Annotated in this window: 11 protein-coding genes, 4 tRNA genes and 9 pseudogenes; 14 read left to right on the top strand and 10 right to left on the bottom strand. The window is 41.1% G+C overall.

Annotated features, from left to right (window positions below; all coding sequences use genetic code 11):
- Positions 1-98: 98 nt before the first annotated feature.
- The 4 genes and pseudogenes from E3U36_RS02975 to E3U36_RS02960 all read left to right on the top strand — a co-directional run.
- A pseudogene (locus E3U36_RS02975) lies at positions 99-695 on the top strand (Na+ dependent nucleoside transporter N-terminal domain-containing protein); the annotation flags it as partial.
- Between the two features lie 75 nt (positions 696-770).
- Entirely contained in the window at positions 771-1,694 is a 924-nt protein-coding gene (locus tag E3U36_RS02970) for an IS5 family transposase (RefSeq protein ID WP_180816040.1), read from the top strand.
- Positions 1,695-1,738: 44 nt separating this feature from the next.
- A pseudogene (locus tag E3U36_RS02965) lies at positions 1,739-2,347 on the top strand (nucleoside transporter C-terminal domain-containing protein); the annotation flags it as partial.
- An 88-nt stretch (positions 2,348-2,435) separates the two neighbouring features.
- The gene (locus tag E3U36_RS02960) at positions 2,436-2,651 is read left to right on the top strand and encodes a DUF3820 family protein (RefSeq protein WP_180817044.1); all 216 of its coding nucleotides are present in this window, start codon (positions 2,436-2,438) and stop codon (positions 2,649-2,651) included.
- A 52-nt stretch (positions 2,652-2,703) separates the two neighbouring features.
- Here the strand turns inward: E3U36_RS02960 and E3U36_RS02955 are convergent.
- Positions 2,704-2,779 (bottom strand) — tRNA-Ala (locus E3U36_RS02955).
- A 156-nt stretch (positions 2,780-2,935) separates the two neighbouring features.
- Positions 2,936-4,360, bottom strand: a complete 1,425-nt coding sequence (gene gltX / locus E3U36_RS02950) for a glutamate--tRNA ligase (protein WP_180817043.1) — start codon at positions 4,358-4,360, stop codon at positions 2,936-2,938.
- A gap of 309 nt (positions 4,361-4,669) precedes the next feature.
- On the opposite strand from gltX, the gene E3U36_RS02945 reads away from it, so the two are divergent.
- The 4 genes and pseudogenes from E3U36_RS02945 to E3U36_RS02930 all read left to right on the top strand — a co-directional run.
- Positions 4,670-4,745, top strand: a tRNA-Val gene (locus E3U36_RS02945).
- 26 nt (positions 4,746-4,771) lie between these two features.
- Positions 4,772-4,847: transfer RNA gene (locus E3U36_RS02940), tRNA-Val, on the top strand.
- A 61-nt stretch (positions 4,848-4,908) separates the two neighbouring features.
- Positions 4,909-5,048: transfer RNA gene (locus E3U36_RS02935), tRNA-Lys, on the top strand.
- Between the two features lie 44 nt (positions 5,049-5,092).
- Positions 5,093-5,218, top strand: a pseudogene (locus E3U36_RS02930) (LysM peptidoglycan-binding domain-containing protein); the annotation flags it as partial.
- 109 nt (positions 5,219-5,327) lie between these two features.
- Here the strand turns inward: E3U36_RS02930 and nifJ are convergent.
- Positions 5,328-8,857: pseudogene (gene nifJ, locus E3U36_RS02925) on the bottom strand (pyruvate:ferredoxin (flavodoxin) oxidoreductase).
- 326 nt (positions 8,858-9,183) lie between these two features.
- Here nifJ and E3U36_RS02920 point away from each other — a divergent pair.
- From E3U36_RS02920 to rdgC, 3 genes and pseudogenes are all read left to right on the top strand, one after another.
- Positions 9,184-10,124, top strand: a pseudogene (locus E3U36_RS02920) (IS5 family transposase).
- A 258-nt stretch (positions 10,125-10,382) separates the two neighbouring features.
- A complete protein-coding gene (locus E3U36_RS02915; RefSeq protein WP_180816509.1) occupies positions 10,383-11,306 on the top strand; it encodes an IS5 family transposase in 924 nt (307 codons plus the stop codon).
- A 297-nt stretch (positions 11,307-11,603) separates the two neighbouring features.
- Entirely contained in the window at positions 11,604-12,512 is a 909-nt protein-coding gene (rdgC, locus tag E3U36_RS02910; RefSeq protein WP_180817042.1) for a recombination-associated protein RdgC, read from the top strand.
- Positions 12,513-12,954: 442 nt separating this feature from the next.
- Here rdgC and E3U36_RS02905 read toward each other — a convergent pair whose 3' ends face one another.
- The gene (locus tag E3U36_RS02905; protein WP_180817041.1) at positions 12,955-13,878 is read right to left on the bottom strand and encodes an IS5 family transposase; all 924 of its coding nucleotides are present in this window, start codon (positions 13,876-13,878) and stop codon (positions 12,955-12,957) included.
- On the opposite strand from E3U36_RS02905, the gene E3U36_RS12465 reads away from it, so the two are divergent.
- Positions 13,872-14,030: a hypothetical protein gene (locus E3U36_RS12465; protein WP_238337568.1), complete on the top strand. Its 159-nt coding sequence runs from the start codon at positions 13,872-13,874 to the stop codon at positions 14,028-14,030. The genes E3U36_RS02905 and E3U36_RS12465 overlap by 7 nt on opposite strands.
- On the opposite strand, the pseudogene E3U36_RS02900 reads toward E3U36_RS12465, so the two are convergent.
- The 6 genes and pseudogenes from E3U36_RS02900 to nikA all read right to left on the bottom strand — a co-directional run.
- A pseudogene (locus tag E3U36_RS02900) lies at positions 13,953-14,405 on the bottom strand (DUF421 domain-containing protein); the annotation flags it as partial. The gene E3U36_RS12465 and the pseudogene E3U36_RS02900 overlap by 78 nt on opposite strands.
- A gap of 272 nt (positions 14,406-14,677) precedes the next feature.
- Positions 14,678-15,397 (bottom strand): ATP-binding cassette domain-containing protein, encoded by a 720-nt coding sequence (locus E3U36_RS02895; RefSeq protein WP_180817039.1) that lies wholly within the window; start codon positions 15,395-15,397, stop codon positions 14,678-14,680.
- On the bottom strand, positions 15,394-16,158 hold the full coding sequence (locus E3U36_RS02890) for a nickel import ATP-binding protein NikD (RefSeq protein WP_180817038.1): 765 nt from the start codon (positions 16,156-16,158) through the stop codon (positions 15,394-15,396). Before E3U36_RS02890 ends, E3U36_RS02895 begins: the two co-directional genes overlap by 4 nt.
- Positions 16,158-16,991, bottom strand: a pseudogene (gene nikC, locus E3U36_RS02885) (nickel ABC transporter permease subunit NikC). The gene E3U36_RS02890 and the pseudogene nikC overlap by 1 nt, the downstream one beginning before the upstream one ends.
- A pseudogene (gene nikB, locus E3U36_RS02880) lies at positions 16,988-17,931 on the bottom strand (nickel ABC transporter permease subunit NikB). Before nikB ends, nikC begins: the two co-directional pseudogenes overlap by 4 nt.
- Positions 17,931-19,506, bottom strand: a pseudogene (gene nikA, locus E3U36_RS02875) (nickel ABC transporter substrate-binding protein). Before nikA ends, nikB begins: the two co-directional pseudogenes overlap by 1 nt.
- A 359-nt stretch (positions 19,507-19,865) precedes the next feature.
- Here nikA and E3U36_RS02870 point away from each other — a divergent pair.
- Positions 19,866-20,264 carry a TonB-dependent receptor plug domain-containing protein gene (locus E3U36_RS02870; RefSeq protein ID WP_180817037.1) on the top strand — a complete coding sequence of 133 codons (399 nt, stop codon included), beginning with the start codon at positions 19,866-19,868 and terminating at the stop codon, positions 20,262-20,264.
- 66 nt (positions 20,265-20,330) lie between these two features.
- Positions 20,331-21,473, top strand: coding sequence for a TonB-dependent receptor domain-containing protein (locus tag E3U36_RS02865; protein WP_180817036.1), 1,143 nt, complete (start codon positions 20,331-20,333; stop codon positions 21,471-21,473).
- The last annotated feature ends 98 nt before the right edge of the window (positions 21,474-21,571 follow it).

The following is a 21,571-nucleotide window of genomic DNA, read 5'->3' as shown; positions in this document are numbered from 1 at the left end:
TAATACGGTTTTTAGTGATTAAAATCACGCCCAATTATTTTCTATTACATAAAATAATATAACTATTTGTTAAATTAAAAACCTACTTGGAAATATTTATGTCTGCCGTTTTTCACTTTCTTTTATCCATTATTCTTATTGGTTGGTTATCGATTTTAACCAGTAGCGATCGTGCTAGTATTCGCATTCGCTATGTTTTTCAACTATTAGTTATTGAGTTAATATTAGCCTGGTTCTTCCTCAATTCAGATATTGGTCAGGGATTTGTGGCTGGATTTGCTAAATTTTTTGACTATTTATTGGTTTATGCCGCAGCAGGAACTGATTTTGTATTTGGTGGAATGATGGACGCAAATCTCGCTACCTTCTTTTTGCGAGTATTATGTCCAATTATTTTTGTTTCAGCTTTAATTGGCATCCTGCAACATATCAAAGTGCTACCTTTTATTATTAAAATAATAGGAACATTACTGGCTAAAGTTAATGGTATGGGAAAACTGGCATCTTTTAATGCGGTCAGTTCATTAATCCTTGGTCAGTCAGAAAACTTTATTGCATATAAAGATATATTGAGTCGAATGTCACCACGTCGGATGTATACGATGGCAGCAACAGCCATGTCGACGGTTTCTATGGAGATTGTAGGCGCCTATATGGGAATGCTTGATCCTAAGTATGTCGTTGCAGCGCTGATCGGCTTTGTTGAATAAATCGAACTTTTAGGTGATTGTCGGATCTGATCGCTAAATTCGTTTCAACATCAGGTCCCCATGGCAAAGCAAAAGTTTAAAATTACCAACTGGCCCGCGTACAACAAGGCACTCAGACAACGCGGTTCCCTGACGGTCTGGCTTGATGAGTCGGCCATCGCTGGATGGACTGACAGTTCTTCGCCTGAAGGTCGTGGCCGGCCGCTTTACTACAGCGATATGGCTGTTACCACTGTCCTGATGATGAAGCGTGTGTTTAACCTGTCGCTCCGGGCATTACAGGGCTTCGTTGATTCGATTTTTAAACTCATGTCTTTGCCGCTGTGCTGTCCGGACTACTCGCTGGTCAGCAGACGAGCAAAGAGCGTCAACATCAGCATAAAAACGCCAACGCGTGGTGAAATCTCGCATCTGGTCATCGACAGTACCGGTCTGAAGGTCTTTGGCGAAGGTGAATGGAAAGTCAGGCAGCATGGGGCTGACAGACGAAGAGTGTGGCGCAAGCTTCATCTGGCAGCAGACAGTGTGACTCATGAGATTATCTGTGCCGACTTATCGCTCAGCGGAACGACAGATGCGCAGGCACTGCCGGGCCTGATTAACCAAACCCACCGGAAAATCAGGGAAGTGTCAGCAGACGGTGCTTATGACGCCTGTTACTGCCACGATGCGTTGCTAAGAAAGAAAATCAGGCCCCTTATCCCGCCGCGAAGCGGAGCGAAATACTGGCCGGACAAGTACCATGAACGTAACCATGCGGTGGCGAATCAGCGTCTGAGCAGGAGTAATGATATGTGGAAAAAGAAAGTGGGTTATCACCGGCGTTCAGTGGCAGAAACAGCGATGTTCCGCATAAAAACTTTGCTGGGTGGCCATCTGAGGCTGCGTGACTATGAGGCTCAGGTAGGTGAAGCAATGGCGATGGTCAAAGCGCTGAACCGTATGACGTTGTTGGGTATGCCACACAGCGTCAGGATCGGATAACAGCTGTAGCAGAGGGAGCCATCCTGTCGGCTAATTCTGATTTATTCAACAAAGCCGCGCTGATCCTGAATATGTTTAGTACATTCATTATTCTATCATTAATTAATCCCTATTCGGTTGACGAAGAAGAAGATATTCAAGTCAGTCATCTTCATGATGGACAAAGTTTTTTTGAAATGTTAGGCGAATATATTCTGGCTGGTTTTAAAGTTGCTTTGATTGTAGCGGCAATGTTGATAGGATTTATTGCGATTATTGCTGGAATTAACGCCATTTTCAGTGCAGTGATAGGAATAAGCTTTCAGGATTGTTTAGGCTATGTGTTTTATCCATTAGCATGGATCTTGGGTATACCTGCTGAAGATGCACTTAAAGTAGGTAGTATTATGGCCACCAAATTAGTATCTAATGAATTTGTCGCTATGGGATATTTGCAACAAGTTGCCGCTGAATTATCCCCTCGTTCAGTAGGTATTTTGTCGGTTTTTTTAGTTTCTTTTGCTAATTTTTCATCAATAGGCATTGTTGCAGGAGCAATAAAAGGGCTCAATGAAAAGAAGGGAAATGTTGTCTCTAGCTTTGGCTTAAAATTATTATATGGTTCCACGCTAGTAAGTTTCTTATCGGCAGCAATAACGGGATTAGTTTTGTGATAATTTGACAGTATGTTTGCAAAGCGGCATTCTTGATTAACGAATGCCGTGTTTGGTTCTATTAACCAATAATATAGTGGAATTTTGCATGCAGAAACAGGATCTGATCGATATTGCTAATACCGTTATGCCATTCGGTAAATACAAAGGACGGGTTTTGATTGATTTACCCGAAGAATATTTACTTTGGTTTGCACGTAAAGGTGAATTTCCTCAAGGAATACTAGGTTATTTAATGGAAATGACGTTAACAGTCAAAGTGGAATGGCTAGACAACTTAGTTAAGCCACTAAAGCATTCATAGTAAGTAATGGGGTTTAATATTGATTAAATCTAAATTGGCTAGAATTTAAATTTGGTGGAGCTAAGCGGGATCGAACCGCTGACCTCTTGCATGCCATGCAAGCGCTCTCCCAGCTGAGCTATAGCCCCTACACAAAGTCGATTGGACGGGCGCATAATATACAAGCTGAATAAGACTGTCAATCGATTAATAGGAAAATAGTGTTTAACCGTTGAAAAAATGCTCATACAGCTTAGTGTTAAGAAAAAAGGCACAGTGAAATGTGCCGTTATGCTAAGTTAATTTTATTCGCTAACCCTATTTTCACGCTCATTAATATAAACCAAAGCGTTATCAATGCGTTTTAATGAACGATTTTGGCCAATGGCATGTACAGTGGCATCAACACTAGGTGATTGACCTGCTCCTGTCACAGCGACCCGCAGAGGCATACCCACTTTACCCATCCCAATTTCCAGTTCTGTAGCCGTTGCTTCGATTGCATGATGAACATTTTTACATGTCCAGTTGCTAATAGCCGCCAATTTTGTCCGTACGGTTTCTAATGGTAAGCGCGCTATCGGGCGTAAATGTTTTTTAGCGGCGTCGCCGTCGAATGTAGCAAAATCCTGATAGAAATAGCGACATGAACTGGCTATTTCTTTTAAGGTCTTACAACGTTCACCGAGAATCTTAACTAAATCTGCTAATCTTGGTCCAATGTGGGTATCAATACCTTGCTGTTCAATGTGCCATGCTAAGTGAGTAGCAACATATTCTGCCGGTAATGAATTGATATAATGATGATTCAGCCATAATAATTTATCAGTATTAAAGGCACTGGCGGATTTATTAATTGCATCTAAGGAAAAATAACTGATCATTTCCTCGCGGTTAAAAATTTCTTGATCACCATGGGACCACCCGAGACGAACCAAATAGTTTAATAAGGCTTCTGGTAGATAACCGTCATCTCGGTATTGCATGACACTAACTGCGCCATGACGCTTAGATAATTTTTTACCATCATTACCCAAGATCATTGAAACATGCGCATATACAGGTATTGGCGCACCGAGAGCGGTTAATATGTTAATTTGCCGTGGGGTATTATTAATATGATCTTCACCACGGATCACATGGGTGATTTTCATATCCCAGTCATCAATAACAACACAGAAATTATAGGTAGGAGAGCCATCGGTTCGGCGTATAATGAGATCATCTAGCTCAAGATTGCTAAATTCAATTGGGCCACGGATTTGGTCTTCAAAAATAACAGAGCCTTGTTGGGGGTTGCGAAAGCGCACTACGTGAGGTTCATTCGGTGTATGGTTATGAGCATGCGAGTGGCAATAGCCATCGTAACGTGGTTTTTCGCCTCTAGCCATCTGTTCTTCACGTAAATTGTCTAACCGTGTTTTAGAACAGTAACAGCGATAAGCTGTCCCTGCACTAAGCATTTGATCGATAACTGCATGATAACGATCGAAGCGTTTAGTTTGATAGTAAGGACCTTCATCCCAATTTAAACTTAACCAGTTCATTCCATCCATTATGGCGTCAATGGCTTCTTGTGTTGAACGCTCAAGATCGGTGTCTTCAATACGTAAGACAAACTCTCCGTTATTATGTCGACTATAAAGCCATGAATAGAGTGCGGTACGAGCACCGCCGACGTGAAGATAACCGGTTGGACTTGGTGCAAAACGGGTTTTTATTTTATTCATTAGGATTGCCTTAATGATCTTTTTTTATATCGAATCTAGTCTAGTGATAAATTTACAGTTGGTTATTTTATCACTGCAACTTAATTCCTCAATTCTGTTAGCGCGATAATGATACTTTATTTTGCTAATTTAATGGTAAAACTGCTTAATTTATGCTGATAGGAGCTAGACTAAATAAGTTTAAATAAATATTATTTAGCGTCAATAATATTTGGTGCATCTTGCTTAATTTTGCAACGAACGGATATTTTCCTTAGAAAAACCGTTGACTCATGCAGAACTCTCCCTATAATGCACCTCCATCACGACGGGCGATTAGCTCAGTTGGTAGAGCATCTCCATTACAAGGAGGGGGTCATCAGTTCGAATCTGGTATCGCCCACCAATTGTTGTGATGATTTAGTTATGATTGGGCGATTAGCTCAGTTGGTAGAGCATCTCCCTTACAAGGAGGGGGTCATCAGTTCGAATCTGGTATCGCCCACCATTCATCCAAAAAATAAAGCATTATTTGTTTAAATTATTTATGCTGTGTTTTGCTATTAAGAGGGTCGTTAGCTCAGTCGGTAGAGCAGTTGACTTTTAATCAATTGGTCACAGGTCCGAGCCGAGCGAAGCGAGACAGCGTTGTGCGAAGTACAACGACCCGCAGGGCGAGGCAATAGGCCGAGTTATCCTGTACGATCCCACCATCAATATTGCTTTATCAATGATGATTTATGCCTAACTTTGGCGAAATCGAAAAAAGTTTATGGTGATGCTAATCTTTATCAGCAAATTTTTGAAGCAAATAAGCCGATGTTGAAGTATCCAAATAAAATTTATCCTGGACAGGTGTTAATTATTCCTAAACGATAAATGCGATAATTACTGGTAATAAGTTAAAGTTAATAAAGCCGCTAAATTGATAAGCGGCTTTATTGATCAACGCTGTGTTTTAATCAGCAGGATTGCGACCTATACTACCTTAGTTAGTATCCTGTTTGGCAAGTAATTCAAGTAAAGCGTAGCGCTTTTGTGTCGCTATTTCTGCTTGTTTTGCCAATATTTCCGCTTGTTCAGGTAGTTGTCTGGTTAATTGAGAAAAGTGCTGCTCTTTTTGTAAGATATCCGCAAGCGATGCGTTCGGTGCTCTTGAATCAAGTATTAACGCTGCTTTTCCTGCCTGACTACGTTGAGGATCAAAACGATATCATGGCCAAAATCCAGCTGCTGTTAGTTGTTTGGTTTGTTGATGGCTATAGGCAAGATCATAACCATGCTCTTCACAAGGGCTATAAGCGATAATGAGTGATGGTCCTGAATAGGCGGCAGCTTCCTGAATCGCCTTAACTTTCTGATTCATTTGGGCGCCAATAGCGATTTGGGCCACAAATACATGTCCATACATCATCATGGTTATTCCCAGATCTTTACGGGTTTTTTGTTTGCCATTTTGACCAAACTTAGTCACCGCACCGATGGGCATCGCTTTTGATTGCTGTCCCCCGGTGTTGGAATAGCATTGTGTATCTAGCACCAGAACATTGATATTTTCGCCACTATGGAGTACATGATCTAAGCCACCATAACCAATATCGTAGGCCCAACCATCACCACCAATGATCCATACTGATTTATAAAGCAAATAGTGAGCATCGGTACTTAATTGTTGAGCTTCAATAGTATTGATATTATCCAGCAATGATTGTAACTGATTAATTAATTCACGCTTTATCTCAATAGATAAAGAATCATCTTTTAGTTGATTAATTAGCGTTATTGGTAATTGTTCAGCGAAGCTATCTAGCAGACGAGAAACCCTTCTTTTATGCTGTTCTAATGTCAAACGAAATCCCAGGCCAAACTCGGCGTTATCTTCAAATAGGGAATTTGCCCAAGCGGGACCTCGCCCCTCGCTATTCTTGGTATAGGGAGTTGTTGGCAGATTAACACCGTAAATAGATGAACAGCCGGTAGCGTTAGCAATCAGTAGTCTGTCACCATATAATTGAGTCAGTAATTTTATATAAGGAGTTTCCCCACAGCCGGCACAGGCACCTGAATATTCAAATAACGATGTAATTAATTGTGAAGTACGAATATCAATACGCTCTATTTGATGTGGGGCGATATCAGGAATTTGCAGGAAAAAATTGAAATTTATTTTTTCTGGCGCTATATGTTCAACTCGTGGCTGCATATTGATAGCGCGGATTTGTGGATTTTGCTGCTCTTTTGCTGGACAAACTTCATAACAGAGATTACAACCGGTACTACTTGTAATATATAATTGAGTCCTCGCATATCTCGAGATTTAACTGCTAAAGAGGGTAAACTAGTCGGTGCTGCTTCCAGTATTTCGGCAGAAGTGATTTTTGCCCGAATAGCAGCATGAGGGCAGGCGGCAACACAATAATTACATTGGGTACAGAGATCAGGTTGACAGATAGGGATTGTTTCGGCGATATTGCGTTTTTCCCATTTTGTCGTGCCTGTTGGCCATCTGCCATCGGGTGGAAATACTGACACGGGTAGAATATCATCTAAATCTGCGATCATTGCTGCGGTAACGTTTTTTACAAAATCAGGGGCATCATGGGCTACGGTAGCGGGTCGGCAAAGGCTAGTGATATCAATCTCCTGTAAATCAAATTTTTCTATTGCCTTAATGGTAAGATCAATAGCGTTAATATTATTTTCAATGATATTGGCGCCTTTTTTGCCATAACTTTGGCTAAGTGCCTCTTTTAATCGCAGTGAAGCTTCAGGCATTGGCAATAATTGTGTCAAATAGAAAAAAGCGGTTTGCATAATAGTATTGATAAGGCCACCCAATTGGCATTGTCGGGCGATTTGATAAGCATTAATGGTATAACATTGTGCTTGTTTCTGCCGCAGCAGATATTGTATTTCTTGCGGCAGATGATGCCAGATTTGATCAGATTTATAAAGAGCATTGATTAAAAAAATACCGCCGGGTTTTAATTTTTCAATCAACTGGTATTTATGAATAAATTGCCATTGATGACAACCAATAAAATCAGCCTGCTTAATAAGGTATGAGGAATAAAGCGGATGGTGGTTAATGCGTAAATGTGAAACCGTTAGCCCGCCTGCTTTTTTAGAGTCGTAAACGAAATATCGCTGTGGAAATAAAGGAGTATGGTTGTCAATAAGTTTGATCGTATTTTTGGTAGCCGATACCGAACCATCACTACCTAATCCATAAAATAAAGCGGCTAATTTGTGTGTATTAGGTAGTGATGCTTTAATCATCGGTAAATACAGTCCGGTAACATCATCATGAATGCCAATAGTAAAACGTGGTTTGGGTTTTGGTAGTTTAAGTTGATGAAACATGGTGAACACACAGTCAGGATCAAACTCTTTTGAGGACAAGCCATAGCGACCAGAAATAACATTAGGTAACTTATCACGTTGGCCCAGGCTAAATGATTCAGCAAATGCCGTCATAATATCTAGGAAAAGCGGTTCTGCTTGTGATCCTGGTTCCTTGGTTCGATCAAGAACGGCAATCGATTTTACTGATAGTGGCACTTCGTTAAGCAAGTGCTGGGCAGAAAAAGGGCGAAAAAAATGAACTTTTACCATGCCGACTTTTTCATTTTGTGTCAGCAGTTGATCGATAACCTCTTCACAAGGTACGGCCGCTGATCCCATTAAAATGATAATCCGCTCAGCATCTGGATGGCCATTATATTCAAATGGTTGATAGTAACGGCCAGTAGTATTACCAAAGGCCAACATGGCATTTAAAACATGCTGGTAAGCGTCAAGATACCAAGGATTAATAGCTTCACGAGCTTGAAAATAGGTGTCTGGGTTGGCTGCCGTTCCTCGGATAGTGGGGGCCTCTGGCGACAAAGCACGTTGACTATGTTCTGTTATTGCTTGCTCAGGTATCAGTTTTTGCAGTATTTCATCGGAGATTGGCTGAATTTGGTTGATTTCATGTGAGGTACGAAAACCATCGAAAAAATGGATAAATGGCAATCGACTATTTAGTGCAGCTATTTGTGCAATGACGGGAAAATCCTGTGCTTGCGGCACATTATTAGCACACAGCATAGCACAACGCGTTTGCCGCACCGCCATCACATCGGAGTGATCGCCAAAAATTGATAAGGCATGGGTGGCGACAGTGCGGGCTGCGACATGTAAGACAAAAGGCAGTAATTGGCCAGCCAGTTTATAAAGCGTTGGGATCATCAATAATAATCCCTGCGATGAGGTAAATGAGGTCGCCAGTGCGCCGGTTTGCAGGACTCCATGCACTGTTGCAATAGCACCTGCTTCTGATTGCATCTCAATTATTTGGGGTGTGTCTTGCCAAATATTTTTTCTCTGATTAGCTGCCCATATATCTGCTTGCTCGGCCATACTAGAACTAGGGGTGATAGGATAAATTGCGATAATTTCATTGAGTCGATATGCTACGGAAGCAACGGCAGAATTTGCATCTGTCGTTACATAAGAGTAAGTTAAATTACTCACAAAAATGGCCTTTCGATTTTTGATAATATTTTATTAGTCAAAGTAATTAGCAAAATAAACCAGTAAAATTTATCGATATTGTGGGGAATCGAAGTTATTTAAAACACAAATAAGATATTGAAGTTATTAAATTTATAGATTATTTTATATTAAGTAATTAATATCAATTGCAGGTTAATAATTTGTCATTTTTAATAGAACGATAAAGGTTATTTATTAAATTTATGTAGCCTTTAAATTTACAATATTAAGGCTTTGTTGAATAAATCGAACTTTTAGGTGATTGGCGGATCTGATCGCTAAATTCGTTTCAACATCAGGTCCCCATGGCAAAGCAAAAGTTTAAAATTACCAACTGGCCCGCGTACAACAAGGCACTCAGACAACGCGGTTCCCTGACGGTCTGGCTTGATGAGTCGGCCATCGCTGGATGGACTGACAGTTCTTCGCCTGAAGGTCGTGGCCGGCCGCTTTACTACAGCGATATGGCTGTTACCACTGTCCTGATGATGAAGCGTGTGTTTAACCTGTCGCTCCGGGCATTACAGGGCTTCGTTGATTCGATTTTTAAACTCATGTCTTTGCCGCTGTGCTGTCCGGACTACTCGCTGGTCAGCAGACGAGCAAAGAGCGTCAACATCAGCATAAAAACGCCAACGCGTGGTGAAATCTCGCATCTGGTCATCGACAGTACCGGTCTGAAGGTCTTTGGCGAAGGTGAAAGGAAAGTCAGGCAGCATGGGGCTGACAGACGAAGAGTGTGGCGCAAGCTTCATCTGGCAGCAGACAGTGTGACTCATGAGATTATCTGTGCCGACTTATCGCTCAGCGGAACGACAGATGCGCAGGCACTGCCGGGCCTGATTAACCAAAACCACCGGAAAATCAGGGAAGTGTCAGCAGACGGTGCTTATGACGCCTGTTACTGCCAAGATGCGTTGCTAAGAAAGAAAATCAGGCCCCTTATCCCGCCGCGAAGCGAAGCGAAATACTGGCCGGACAAATTACCATGAACGTAACCATGCGGTGGCGAATCAGCGTCTGAGCAGGAGTAATGATATGTGGAAAAAGAAAGTGGGTTATCACCGGCGTTCAGTGGCAGAAACAGCGATGTTCCGCATAAGCGATGTTCCGCATAAAAACTTTGCTGGGTGGCCATCTGAGGCTGCGTGACTATGAGGCTCAGGTAGGTGAAGCAATGGCGATGGTCAAAGCGCTGAACCGTATGACGTTGTTGGGTATGCCACACAGCGTCAGGATCGGATAACAGCTGTAGCAGAGGGAGCCATCCTGGCGGCTAATTCTGATTTATTCAACAAAGCCTTTGTTGGCATAAAAGCTTATATTATAATTAATCAATATATTTATTAAATTTAATCATTAAAACAAGAAATTGTTTTTATTCTTTTTCTTATTATTAAAATTATCCTTTTATTGTTAGAAGTTTATTGGCTTTGTTGAATAAATCGAACTTTTAGGTGATTGGCGGAGCTGATCGCTAAATTCGTTTCAACATCAGGTCCCCATGGCAAAGCAAAAGTTTAAAATTACCAACTGGCCCGCGTACAACAAGGCACTCAGACAACGCGGTTCCCTGACGGTCTGGCTTGATGAGTCGGCCATCGCTGGATGGACTGACAGTTCTTCGCCTGAAGGTCGTGGCCGGCCGCTTTACTACAGCGATATGGCTGTTACCACTGTCCTGATGATGAAGCGTGTGTTTAACCTGTCGCTCCGGGCATTACAGGGCTTCGTTGATTCGATTTTTAAACTCATGTCTTTGCCGCTGTGCTGTCCGGACTACTCGCTGGTCAGCAGACGAGCAAAGAGCGTCAACATCAGCATAAAAACGCCAACGCGTGGTGAAATCTCGCATCTGGTCATCGACAGTACCGGTCTGAAGGTCTTTGGCGAAGGTGAATGGAAAGTCAGGCAGCATGGGGCTGACAGACGAAGAGTGTGGCGCAAGCTTCATCTGGCAGCAGACAGTGTGACTCATGAGATTATCTGTGCCGACTTATCGCTCAGCGGAACGACAGATGCGCAGGCACTGCCGGGCCTGATTAACCAAACCCACCGGAAAATCAGGGAAGTGTTAGCAGACGGTGCTTATGACGCCTGTTACTGCCACGACGCGTTGCTAAGAAAGAAAATCAGGCCCCTTATCCCGCCGCGAAGCGGAGCGAAATACTGGCCGGATAAGTACCATGAACGTAACCATGCGGTGGCGAATCAGCGTCTGAGCAGGAGTAATGATATGTGGAAAAAGAAAGTGGGTTATCACCGGCGTTCAGTGGCAGAAACAGCGATGTTCCGCATAAAAACTTTGCTGGGTGGCCATCTGAGGCTGCGTGACTATGAGGCTCAGGTAGGTGAAGCAATGGCGATGGTCAAAGCGCTGAACCGTATGACGTTGTTGGGTATGCCACACAGCGTCAGGATCGGATAATGGCTGTAGCAGAGGGAGCCATCCTGGCGGCTAATTCTGATTTATTCAACAAAGCCAAGTTTATTTTAATCATAATGGATAACAAAATATTACCTTATATTGCAAAAGTTTAATTTTAAAATCAATTTATCACTATAAATACATTATTATTTAAGATAAAAGTGACATATCCAGATGGTTAAAACCCATTAAAATTGACTTAAGCAATAAAAATTGCAATTGAAAACTAGGGTAGAAGTGTATGATCCGTTATTATATCCACTATTTTTTGAAATGGAATAACGAGGAAGCCTTGAGATGTGGTTTAAAAATTTAATGATCTACCGCTTAAATCGGGAATTTACATTATCCGTCGATAAGCTTGAAAAACAACTTGCCACACTGGCTTATAGCCCATGCGGAAGCCAAGATATGATGAAAATAGGTTGGACATCACCGATGGGACCTCACAGTGAAGCGCTAATACACTCGGTTAATAATCAAATTCTACTTTGTGCACAGAAAGAAGAAAAACTGCTGCCAGCACAAGTTATCACACAAGAGTTACAAGCAAAAATTAAAAAACTAGAAACAGCTCAGGCGCGAAAACTGAAAAAAAGCGAAAAAGATCCATTGAAAGACGAAGTAATTCATGCGCTTTTGCCCAGAGCTTTTAGTAAAATCAGTCATACTTATATCTGGTTAGATATAATCAATAACCTGATTATCGTAGATGCAGCCAGTACTAAGCGTGCTGAAGATAACCTGGCTTTTTTACGTAAAACATTAGGTTCGCTGCCAGTTGTTCCTTTAAGTTATCAAAATCCGATCGAACTGACATTAACTAAGTGGCTAAGCTCGGGCCAACCAGCCAATGGTTTTAGTTTATTGGATGAAGCTGAATTAAAAGCACCTGTTGAAGAAGAGGGCGTGATCCGTTGTAAAAAACAAGATTTATGCAGCGATGAAATTATTGCCCATATTGAAGCTAAAAAACGGGTAACAAAATTAGCATTAGAGTGGGAAGAGCGTATTCAATTCATTCTTTCGGACGATGGAACTGTTAAAAGACTAAAATTTAGTGATCTAATAAAAGAACAAAATGATGATATTGATAAAACAGATTTTGCCCAACGTTTTGATGCTGATTATATCTTGATGACAAACGAAATAAGTGCGTTGATAAAATGCCTAATTGATGCTTTAGGTGCAGAAATGAATACTTAATGTGATTGGCTTGTTAATGCACTAAAATCACTGGGAATGGCGATTTTTAATCGCCAATTTAATTTTATCGACTAGGTAAATTCCCCCTACTGGGCTGAATGATAAATAAACTCATATCACTATAACTTTACTTGTTTAAATGAATAAATATCATTATTTGTAATAACTTATATATTTTTTATTACAAAATTGCCAACTATATAGATTATTATTTATGATTCTCAGATTAGGATTTTATCGCTAAAAATAATAGCAATAACTGTTTTAGTTATATAAGACCGGCTGTTTTATTAAAATCAATAATATAAATATATTAAAAAGAAAATAAGAATTTTTCTTATTTACTTAACAGAGAATTGAATATACCGATTTTTATATTGAAAATAGGCTTTGTTGAATAAATCAGAATTAGCCGCCAGGATGGCTCCCTCTGCTACAGCTGTTATCCGATCCTGACGCTGTGTGGCATACCCAACAACGTCATACGGTTCAGCGCTTTGACCATCGCCATTGCTTCACCTACCTGAGCCTCATAGTCACGCAGCCTCAGATGGCCACCCAGCAAAGTTTTTATGCGGAACATCGCTGTTTCTGCCACTGAACGCCGGTGATAACCCACTTTCTTTTTCCACATATCATTACTCCTGCTCAGACGCTGATTCGCCACCGCATGGTTACGTTCATGGTACTTATCCGGCCAGTATTTCGCTCCGCTTCGCGGCGGGATAAGGGGCCTGATTTTCTTTCTTAGCAACGCATCGTGGTAGTAACAGGCGTCATAAGCACCGTCTGCTGACACTTCCGTGATTTTCCGGTGGGTTTGGTTAATCAGGCCCGGCAGTGCCTGCGCATCTGTCGTTCCGCTGAGCGATAAGTCGGCACAGATAATCTCATGAGTCACACTGTCTGCTGCCAGATGAAGCTTGCGCCACACTCTTCGTCTGTCAGCCCCATGCTGCCTGACTTTCCATTCACCTTCGCCAAAGACCTTCAGACCGGTACTGTCGATGACCAGATGCGAGATTTCACCACGCGTTGGCGTTTTTATGCTGATGTTGACGCTCTTTGCTCGTCTGCTGACCAGCGAGTAGTCCGGACAGCACAGCGGCAAAGACATGAGTTTAAAAATCGAATCAACGAAGCCCTGTAATGCCCGTAGCGACAGGTTAAACACACGCTTCATCATCAGGACAGTGGTAACAGCCATATCGCTGTAGTAAAGCGGCCGGCCACGACCTTCAGGCGAAGAACTGTCAGTCCATCCAGCGATGGCCGACTCATCAAGCCAGACCGTCAGGGAACCGCGTTGTCTGAGTGCCTTGTTGTACGCGGGCCAGTTGGTAATTTTAAACTTTTGCTTTGACATGGGGACCTGATGTTGAAACGAATTTAGCGATCAGCTCCGCCAATCACCTAAAAGTTCGATTTATTCAACAAAGCCTCACAAACAGCGGTCATCTGTCCATCTGGTTCAATTTGCGCATAAACAACTTCTCGAAAAGAATGTATTCCTTTTGATCTCAGCTGTGAGGATATTTGTAAAATATCTATTTTATTTTTGTTTTGCAGAATATTTTCCATTAAAAATTTGCCGTGTTTAATAATTGGAATTGGGTAACCAATGGTGACAGAACGAATACAGTGGATATGTTTGCTAATAAAATTCAATAAGGAAACCAATGAAACACCGATAAGCAAAACAATAATATATTGATATAGTGGAATAGAAGCTGTGTAAATGACCCCACCAATTATGCCTCCTAGAACAAAATTGCCTATAAAATCAATCGGCGTCATTTGCGATAGTTGTGTTTTTCCCGAAAGGTTTAAATGAGTAATAACAATGACAAATCCAATGATAAATTTGATAAGAACCCATCTATAATAAGCCATCTTCCCCCCTTAAAGGTTAACTGAATGTAAAATATTATTATTTAAAAATATGCTAATTTTTGTCAAAGTCTATTATTAAATAAATTAGCTTGTTGTTTATCAGTAAGGGGAATAGATAATAAAAGTTGGCAAATAAAAAAATGTTCTTCAACAAATCATCGCTGATTTGCCAAACTTTATCTGGACAGGATGTGATTAAATTAGAAAAATAGTTCTGCACTGCAATTGTCATAACGTACAGTAAATGCTGGCAAAACAGCATTCTGTAGTGCCTAACCGGTCTTAGAATGTAAGATCAATGGTGATTTTACTATCGAAGTTTCAACAAGTTGACCATTTTCCATTATCATAATCTGTTGACAGAGACGTTCAACTAACCGTAAGTCATGTGTAATGAATAAACAGGCAGTGTGAAATTGTTGTTGAAGGTTTTTAAGTAATTGGATGATGTCAGCTTGGAGTATCAGATCGAGATTAGAAACTGCCTCATCAAGGATCAGCAATTTAGGCTCCACAACCATAGCGCGTGCTAGGCATACACGTTGTAACTGACCACCGCTTAGTTGAGGTGGACGTTGATTGAGTAGAAAACTATCCAATTCAACAGCATTTAGCACTTTAATTATGCGTGCATGCTGTTCCTTTTTAGTTAGCGATAAAAGGTGAAGAATGGGTTCAAGAATAATTTCGTCTATGGTTTTACGTGGGTTAACGGCAGTTATCGGATCTTGAAATACGATCTGAATATCTTTACGAAATTGGCTAATTGCTTTTCCTTTCAGCTTGGTTAGAGAAGTTCCGCACCAGCGGATCTCGCCACAACTAGGCGAGATAAGACCCACCAATAAACGTGCTAGCGTACTTTTTCCACAACCACTGCGACCCAATAAAGCAACGGTTTCTCCAGTCTTTAGTGTTAGCGTTATTTGGTTTAAAAGCAGGGGTTGATCTGGATAGCCAAAAGTGCCTCTATCAATATCAAGCAATGTCATACAGAGAACCTCAGATCATATAATGCCAGATGCGCGGCTACTAAATGATGCGTAATTTGGTGTTTAGGTGTGTTAAAGATGGTCTTAACGTTGCTATATTCGACAATTTTAGCATCGTGCATGACAGCGACGTCATCAGCCAAACGCGCTACTACTCCCATATCATGGGTGACTAATAACATACCAACCGCTCGAGTTTGGATAGTGTTTTCTAGTAGATCAAGAATATGTGCTTGGGCAACCGTATCAAGATCAGTCGTTGGTTCATCAGCAATGATAAATGGTGCATCACTGAGTATCGCTATTGCTATCATCAGGCGCTGTAACATTCCTCCACTCATTTCAAAAGGATAAAGTGAAAGTATATGGCTAACATTTTCTAATCCAACTGACTGTAATGTTATGTTAATCCTCTCGATATCGACAGGTTTGCCAAGAGCCAGGCAGGTTTCTTGAATATGGTTAGCCATTGTATTAAGCGGATTAAAAGCCCTGCGTGGATTTTGCATGATAGTTGCGATGTGGCTACCACGTAATTGTTGAGCGGAGATAATATCTCCATCTAGTAGTAAGCTTCCGGCGGTCTGATTTACGCCTGCAGGTAATATTCCGAGCATGGCGGCGCATGTTAATGACTTGCCAAAACCGCTGCTACCGACTAATGCTAACACTTTGCCTGTATTAATGGTGAGTGATACATCTTGAACCAGCAGTCGTTGTGCTTTTAGTGTTATATTTTGTAGCTTAATTTTCTGTGACATTAGCCGTTACGCTCCGCTAGCAGATAAGGATCTAGGTGATCGCGTAGGGCATCGCCAAGTAGATTAAAAGCCATCACCGTTAGAAATAGGGCTAAACCTGGCCACAACATTTGTAGAGGTTGAGTCCAGATATATTGGCGAGCATCATTGATCATAACTCCCCATTCAGCCGTTGGCGCACTAACACCCAGTCCAAGAAAAGACATGCCTGCCACATGTAACATCATATGACCAAGATCTAAGCTTGCCAAAACCAATAACGATGGAATAATTGCACCGGCTAGGTGATCAATGAATCAACGGCTGTTGCTGGCGCCATATATCCTTGCTATTAGAATAAATTCACGTTGACACAGAGAAATAACAATGTTTCGCACCATACGTGCATACCAAGCCCAATGTGATAAAGCGATAGCAATGATTACGTTTGCTATCCCTGTTCCTAAAACGCCGACCATAAAAAATGATAAAATTGAAGTAGGGAACGTCATAAAAAGCTCAGTGGTACGCATCAGGATTTGATCTATTTTGCCACCCAATAACCCAGTGCTGCCACCAATGATTAATCCTAATGACAGTATCAAAATAAGACAGAGTATGACGGAGCCTAGCGAAACACGCGTAGCTGCTAATAAACGAGAGAAAATATCGCGGCCTAAATGGTCGGTGCCAAGCCAGTGTTGCTGATTTGGTGGTAGTAGTCGCTGTGTTAACTCGATCGCTTGTGGATCGTAAGGTCGCCACAAGTGGCTGGTAAGGGCTGTTATAACCAGTAGTACAATAATGATGATCGCTAAGCGGACAGACCAACGAGTTGAAAGATAAAAATTCATACATTTTCTCTTTCATGACGTTGGATCCTTGGGTCAAGAATGGCGTTAAGGAGATCAACCAGCAGATTGCATAACACATAAACTACAACCATCATTAAGGTGAAACATTGGATCACCGGATAATCTCGATTAAAAATTGCCGATACGGCATAGCGACCTATACCGGGCCAGGCAAATATGCTTTCAATAATCAGGGTACACCGATGAGCTCACCAATGTGCATTCCAAGTGCGGTTACTATCGGTAATGATGCATTACGTAAAATATGTCGTCTTTCAGTTTGTTGCTTGTTTAGTCCCCGTAACCTTGCCCAGCTAACATGTCGTTGTCCTGCAACTTCTAACATACTGGCATGTAGCAATCTGGCGTTAATGGCTAGTGACATAAAAGCAATAGAAAATGCCGGCAAGATAATATGTTGCCAGCTACCATAACCAAAAGCAGGTAGCCATTTTAGCCATACTGAAAATAACATGATTAATAGAAAGGCTAGCCAGAAATTTGGCATTGAAACGCCTAAAAATGCGATAATACGTACGACAAAATCGGGTAAACGATTACGATGACGTGCCGCCCATATCCCCAAGGGTATCGAGGTAAATAAAATAATCAGTAATGCTAATCCAGCGAGTTGCAGTGTTGCTGGCATAAATTGTAAAAGATCATTTAGTACAGGACGTTGCGTTGCATATGAAGTGCCAAAGTCTAGATGCAGAGCTTGCCATAACCATGTTCCATACTGCACAGTGAGCGGTTGATCAAGACCAAGCATTATTCGTGTTGATGCCAACATTTCTGGCGTAGGCGGCAGATTTGACAGCCGCAAATAGTCCATGGCTGGGTCACCGGTGCCATAACGCAGTAGGACAAAAATAATAACTGAAGCTGCTAATAGCAACGGTATTAGTAGTAAAATACGCCGTAAAATATAACGTAACATTATGATTTATCTGGCTTGATTTGCTCAAATGCAATTTCTGTCGATATAGGTGAAAACGGAATATAACCCAATTGTGGACGAGAAATGGACATCAGTGATATATAACTAATTGGCAGATAAACAGCTGAATGATGTAATCGAGTCAATACATCGGCATATAGCATTTTACGCTGTTGTTCATCTGTTGTTGTCAGGATCTGGGTGATTTCACTATCAATTATCTTGTTGTCGGGCAAACCTAATTGAGCTTGATAATCAGCATGTGAAGGAACCCGCATCAAGCTCATAAAAGCGTATGGATCGTAAGGTGCACCCCAGGTGCGATTAAAAATCATGCTAAAACGGCCATCGCGCTGACGGGCATAAAAGCTGCTTTCTTCTTCGCCTATTAGTCTTGTATCTACCCCAATTTGCCATAAGTTAGCCTGAATAACTTCAGCCATTGTTTTATTGAGGGCGTCGGTTGCAATAAAAGCAAGTTCAATTGTTAGCGGTTTGCCTTCCTTTTCGCGGATTGTTTTACCTACCGGTAATATCCAGCCAGCACTATCCAATATTGCTTTAGCTTTCTGCGGATCATACTCTCTGGCCGTGAGCTTGATATTCGCCATAAGGTACTGATGTGGCAAACAGGGTATTGGCTACTTTGTGGGTAGAATAAAATGTATTGGCGATCAGCTTTTTTTTATCAATAGCATGATTAAGTGCTTCCCGTACAGCTAACTCTTTAGTTGGTGTTCGAGAGGAGTTTAGAGCTAGCATCACCGTTTCAATCGGCGCAGAAAGCTGGGTATGGTACTTTGGATTATGGCTAAATCGTGCAAACGTTTCGGGTGTTAATAGCCCTTCATTACCATATAGTAATTCGATATCGCCAGCTTCAAATGCGACGGCGCGGCTAGTTGGATCGGGGATCACTTTGATAGTTATTTTTTCTAGCGCCGGTTTTTTGCCCCAGTATCGATCATTACGTAGCAGAATATCATATTGATTAAGTTTTGATGTCTGTAACTTCCATGGTCCAGTACCAATTGGCGCTATGATACCATCCATAGTTTCATGTTTTTTAAACTGCGAAGGTGCGATAAAACGAAAAGGGCGTGGTAAAGATAGCTCCTGTAGGAAAGGGTAATAAGCGCTTTTCAGCGTAATTTGTAACTCATTGTTATTTAACGCTTTAACATTGGTTATCTGGTTAGTTAATTCTAGCCAAGCATGACGGTGGCGGTTATTGAGAATAGCCCGAAAGTTTTTTTCGGCTGCCTGCGCGTTAAAAGGTTCACCGTTAGAAAACTTGACGTCATCGCGTAAGGTAAAAATCCACACTCTGCCATCTGAGGAATGCTGCCAACTTTTTGCAAGCCAAGGTTTTACTTGCCCATTAGCTTGGTATTTAACCAAGGGCTCATAAATCATACTTTGGGCAAACATCTGGTTTGGGGTGTAGAGGTGTGGATTAAGTGGTCCTACATTAACTGGCCAGGCAATATTTAATTCTTTATTGGAAGCCGCATAGATGTATAGCGAAGTACAACTAAGCAAGATAATTAACGTGCGGCGTACGATAGACAAAATTTTTTCCTCAGTGGGTAAATCGTTAATGGAGGTATGTAGATTTTAATCATTCATCATACTTCTGGATTGAGCTGGATCAAAGTGGGCGACTAATCGGCGTGGTTAAAACTTGGAATTGGTAGTGATGTTAGTACTTTTAATATGATATATGGTATGTCTAATAATTGATTATATAAAATTCTATAAATATTGAATAACAAATTAATATCACCATTAGCTTAGTTGAAATCTTCCTAAAATAGTTATTAATAATTTCATTTGTTATAAGAGGAGTATTTTTTCACCAAAACAAATGCTATGTTATAACATAACATTATGATGGGATTAAATGGCACTCGTTTATAGGAAATGTAAACAAAATGAAGAAAATTTTATTGTCCAGTTTGGCAACAGCAATTGGGATGGCTATTTCATCTGATGTTATGGCAGATGGAAAACTAAGTACGGAAAAAATGAACAAGGATGTTATTGTTGTAAAAACAAATCCATTAAATTGTTCTTCTTTATTGATGACAACGCCAACTAAGGTTTTGTCAGGGGAGGAATTAACGCAGCAAAGTAAAGCTTCTCTTGCCGAAACATTAGAGGAAATACCCGGTATTAGTGGTAGCCATTTTGGTGCTGGTGCAATAAAACCGATTATTCATGGCATGTCGGGCGCACGCGTTAAAGTACTGAATGATGGTATTGATGTACTCGATGCTTCGATTGCTGGACCTGCTCATGCGATCACCAGCGAACCTCTATTAGCTAATTGAATTGAAGTTTTAAAAGGGCCGGCAACATTACTTTATGGTGGTGGTGCAATTGGTGGTGTTATCAATGTGCTAGATGCTCGGATCCCGACTTCAGTACCAGATAAAGGTTATGCAGGGCAAATCAATCTACGGGCGAATAGTGTCGCTAATGAAAATACTGGAGCTGTCGGGTTAACATTAGGTAAAGAGAATTTTGCGTTACGATTGGAAGGATTAAAACGTCATACTCAAGATTATCGTATGCCAAAGCGAGCCGGTGAACTAGATTCTTATCGTTTGCAGGGTTCCTATAATCGAACTAATAATTTTAATATCGGTGCCAGTTGGATTGGGGACAAAGCATATATTGGCTTGGTCTACGTTGTTCAACATAATGAATATGGTTTACCGGGACATAGCCATGCTCATTGCCATGAACATAGCTCTTCAGGCAATTGGCATTGTGAGAAAGATGATCATACGCATCATCATGGACATTCTCATGCACACGATAATCAGCATCATCATAGTCATGGTGTCCCTTTTGTGAATATGAAACAGCAACGTTGGGAAATTCGTGGCGAATATGAGGATCCATTTAGCGGTTTTGAACGTATCCGACTACGTGCAGCACATACGGATTATACTCATGATGAGATTGAATGTCGAACAGTTGAAACGACATTTGATAATCAAGCAACAGAGGGGCGGTTAGAATTAACCCATGCACCTATTTGGGGTTGGCGTGGGGTAATGGGTGGACAGTTTACTCAGCGCAATTTTTCAGCTGAAGGCTTAGAAGCTTATGTTCCTGCTACTTTAACGCGAAATCAGGCACTTTTTTTAATTGAGGAATTTGAAGCCGGCCCGTTGCGTTATGCATTAGGAGTTCGTCATGAGTGGCAAAAAATTGATGTAACAAAAGGTAGTAGTTCTCGCCAACATGGTGGCACTTCCGGATCGGCAGGTGTAACATGGACATTAGCACCTGAGTATGCCTTGACAGCTTCATTATCCCATTCTAAACGTTTACATATTGCTGAAGAACTTTATGCCAATGGGATCAATGCCGCAACAAGAACGATTGAAACTGGTAATGAGCATCTTAAGGCTGAATCAGCAACTAATCTTGACATTGGGTTTACCAAATTTGCTGGTGATTTCCAATTTGGCCTAAATACTTACTATAACTATATAATTGATGAAAGCTGTTGTTCTACTATTAATTAATAATTTTATAAAATTACGGTCAAAATATCGATTAACCACAAAAATATTGAGTTAATAAATACACAATCCATTAAAAAAATTAACAATTACAATCAATT

It is taken from the genome of Arsenophonus endosymbiont of Aphis craccivora (genome assembly GCF_013460135.1).
GTDB lineage: Bacteria > Pseudomonadota > Gammaproteobacteria > Enterobacterales > Enterobacteriaceae > Arsenophonus > Arsenophonus nilaparvatae.
This window is presented reverse-complemented; position numbering and strand designations above follow the sequence as displayed.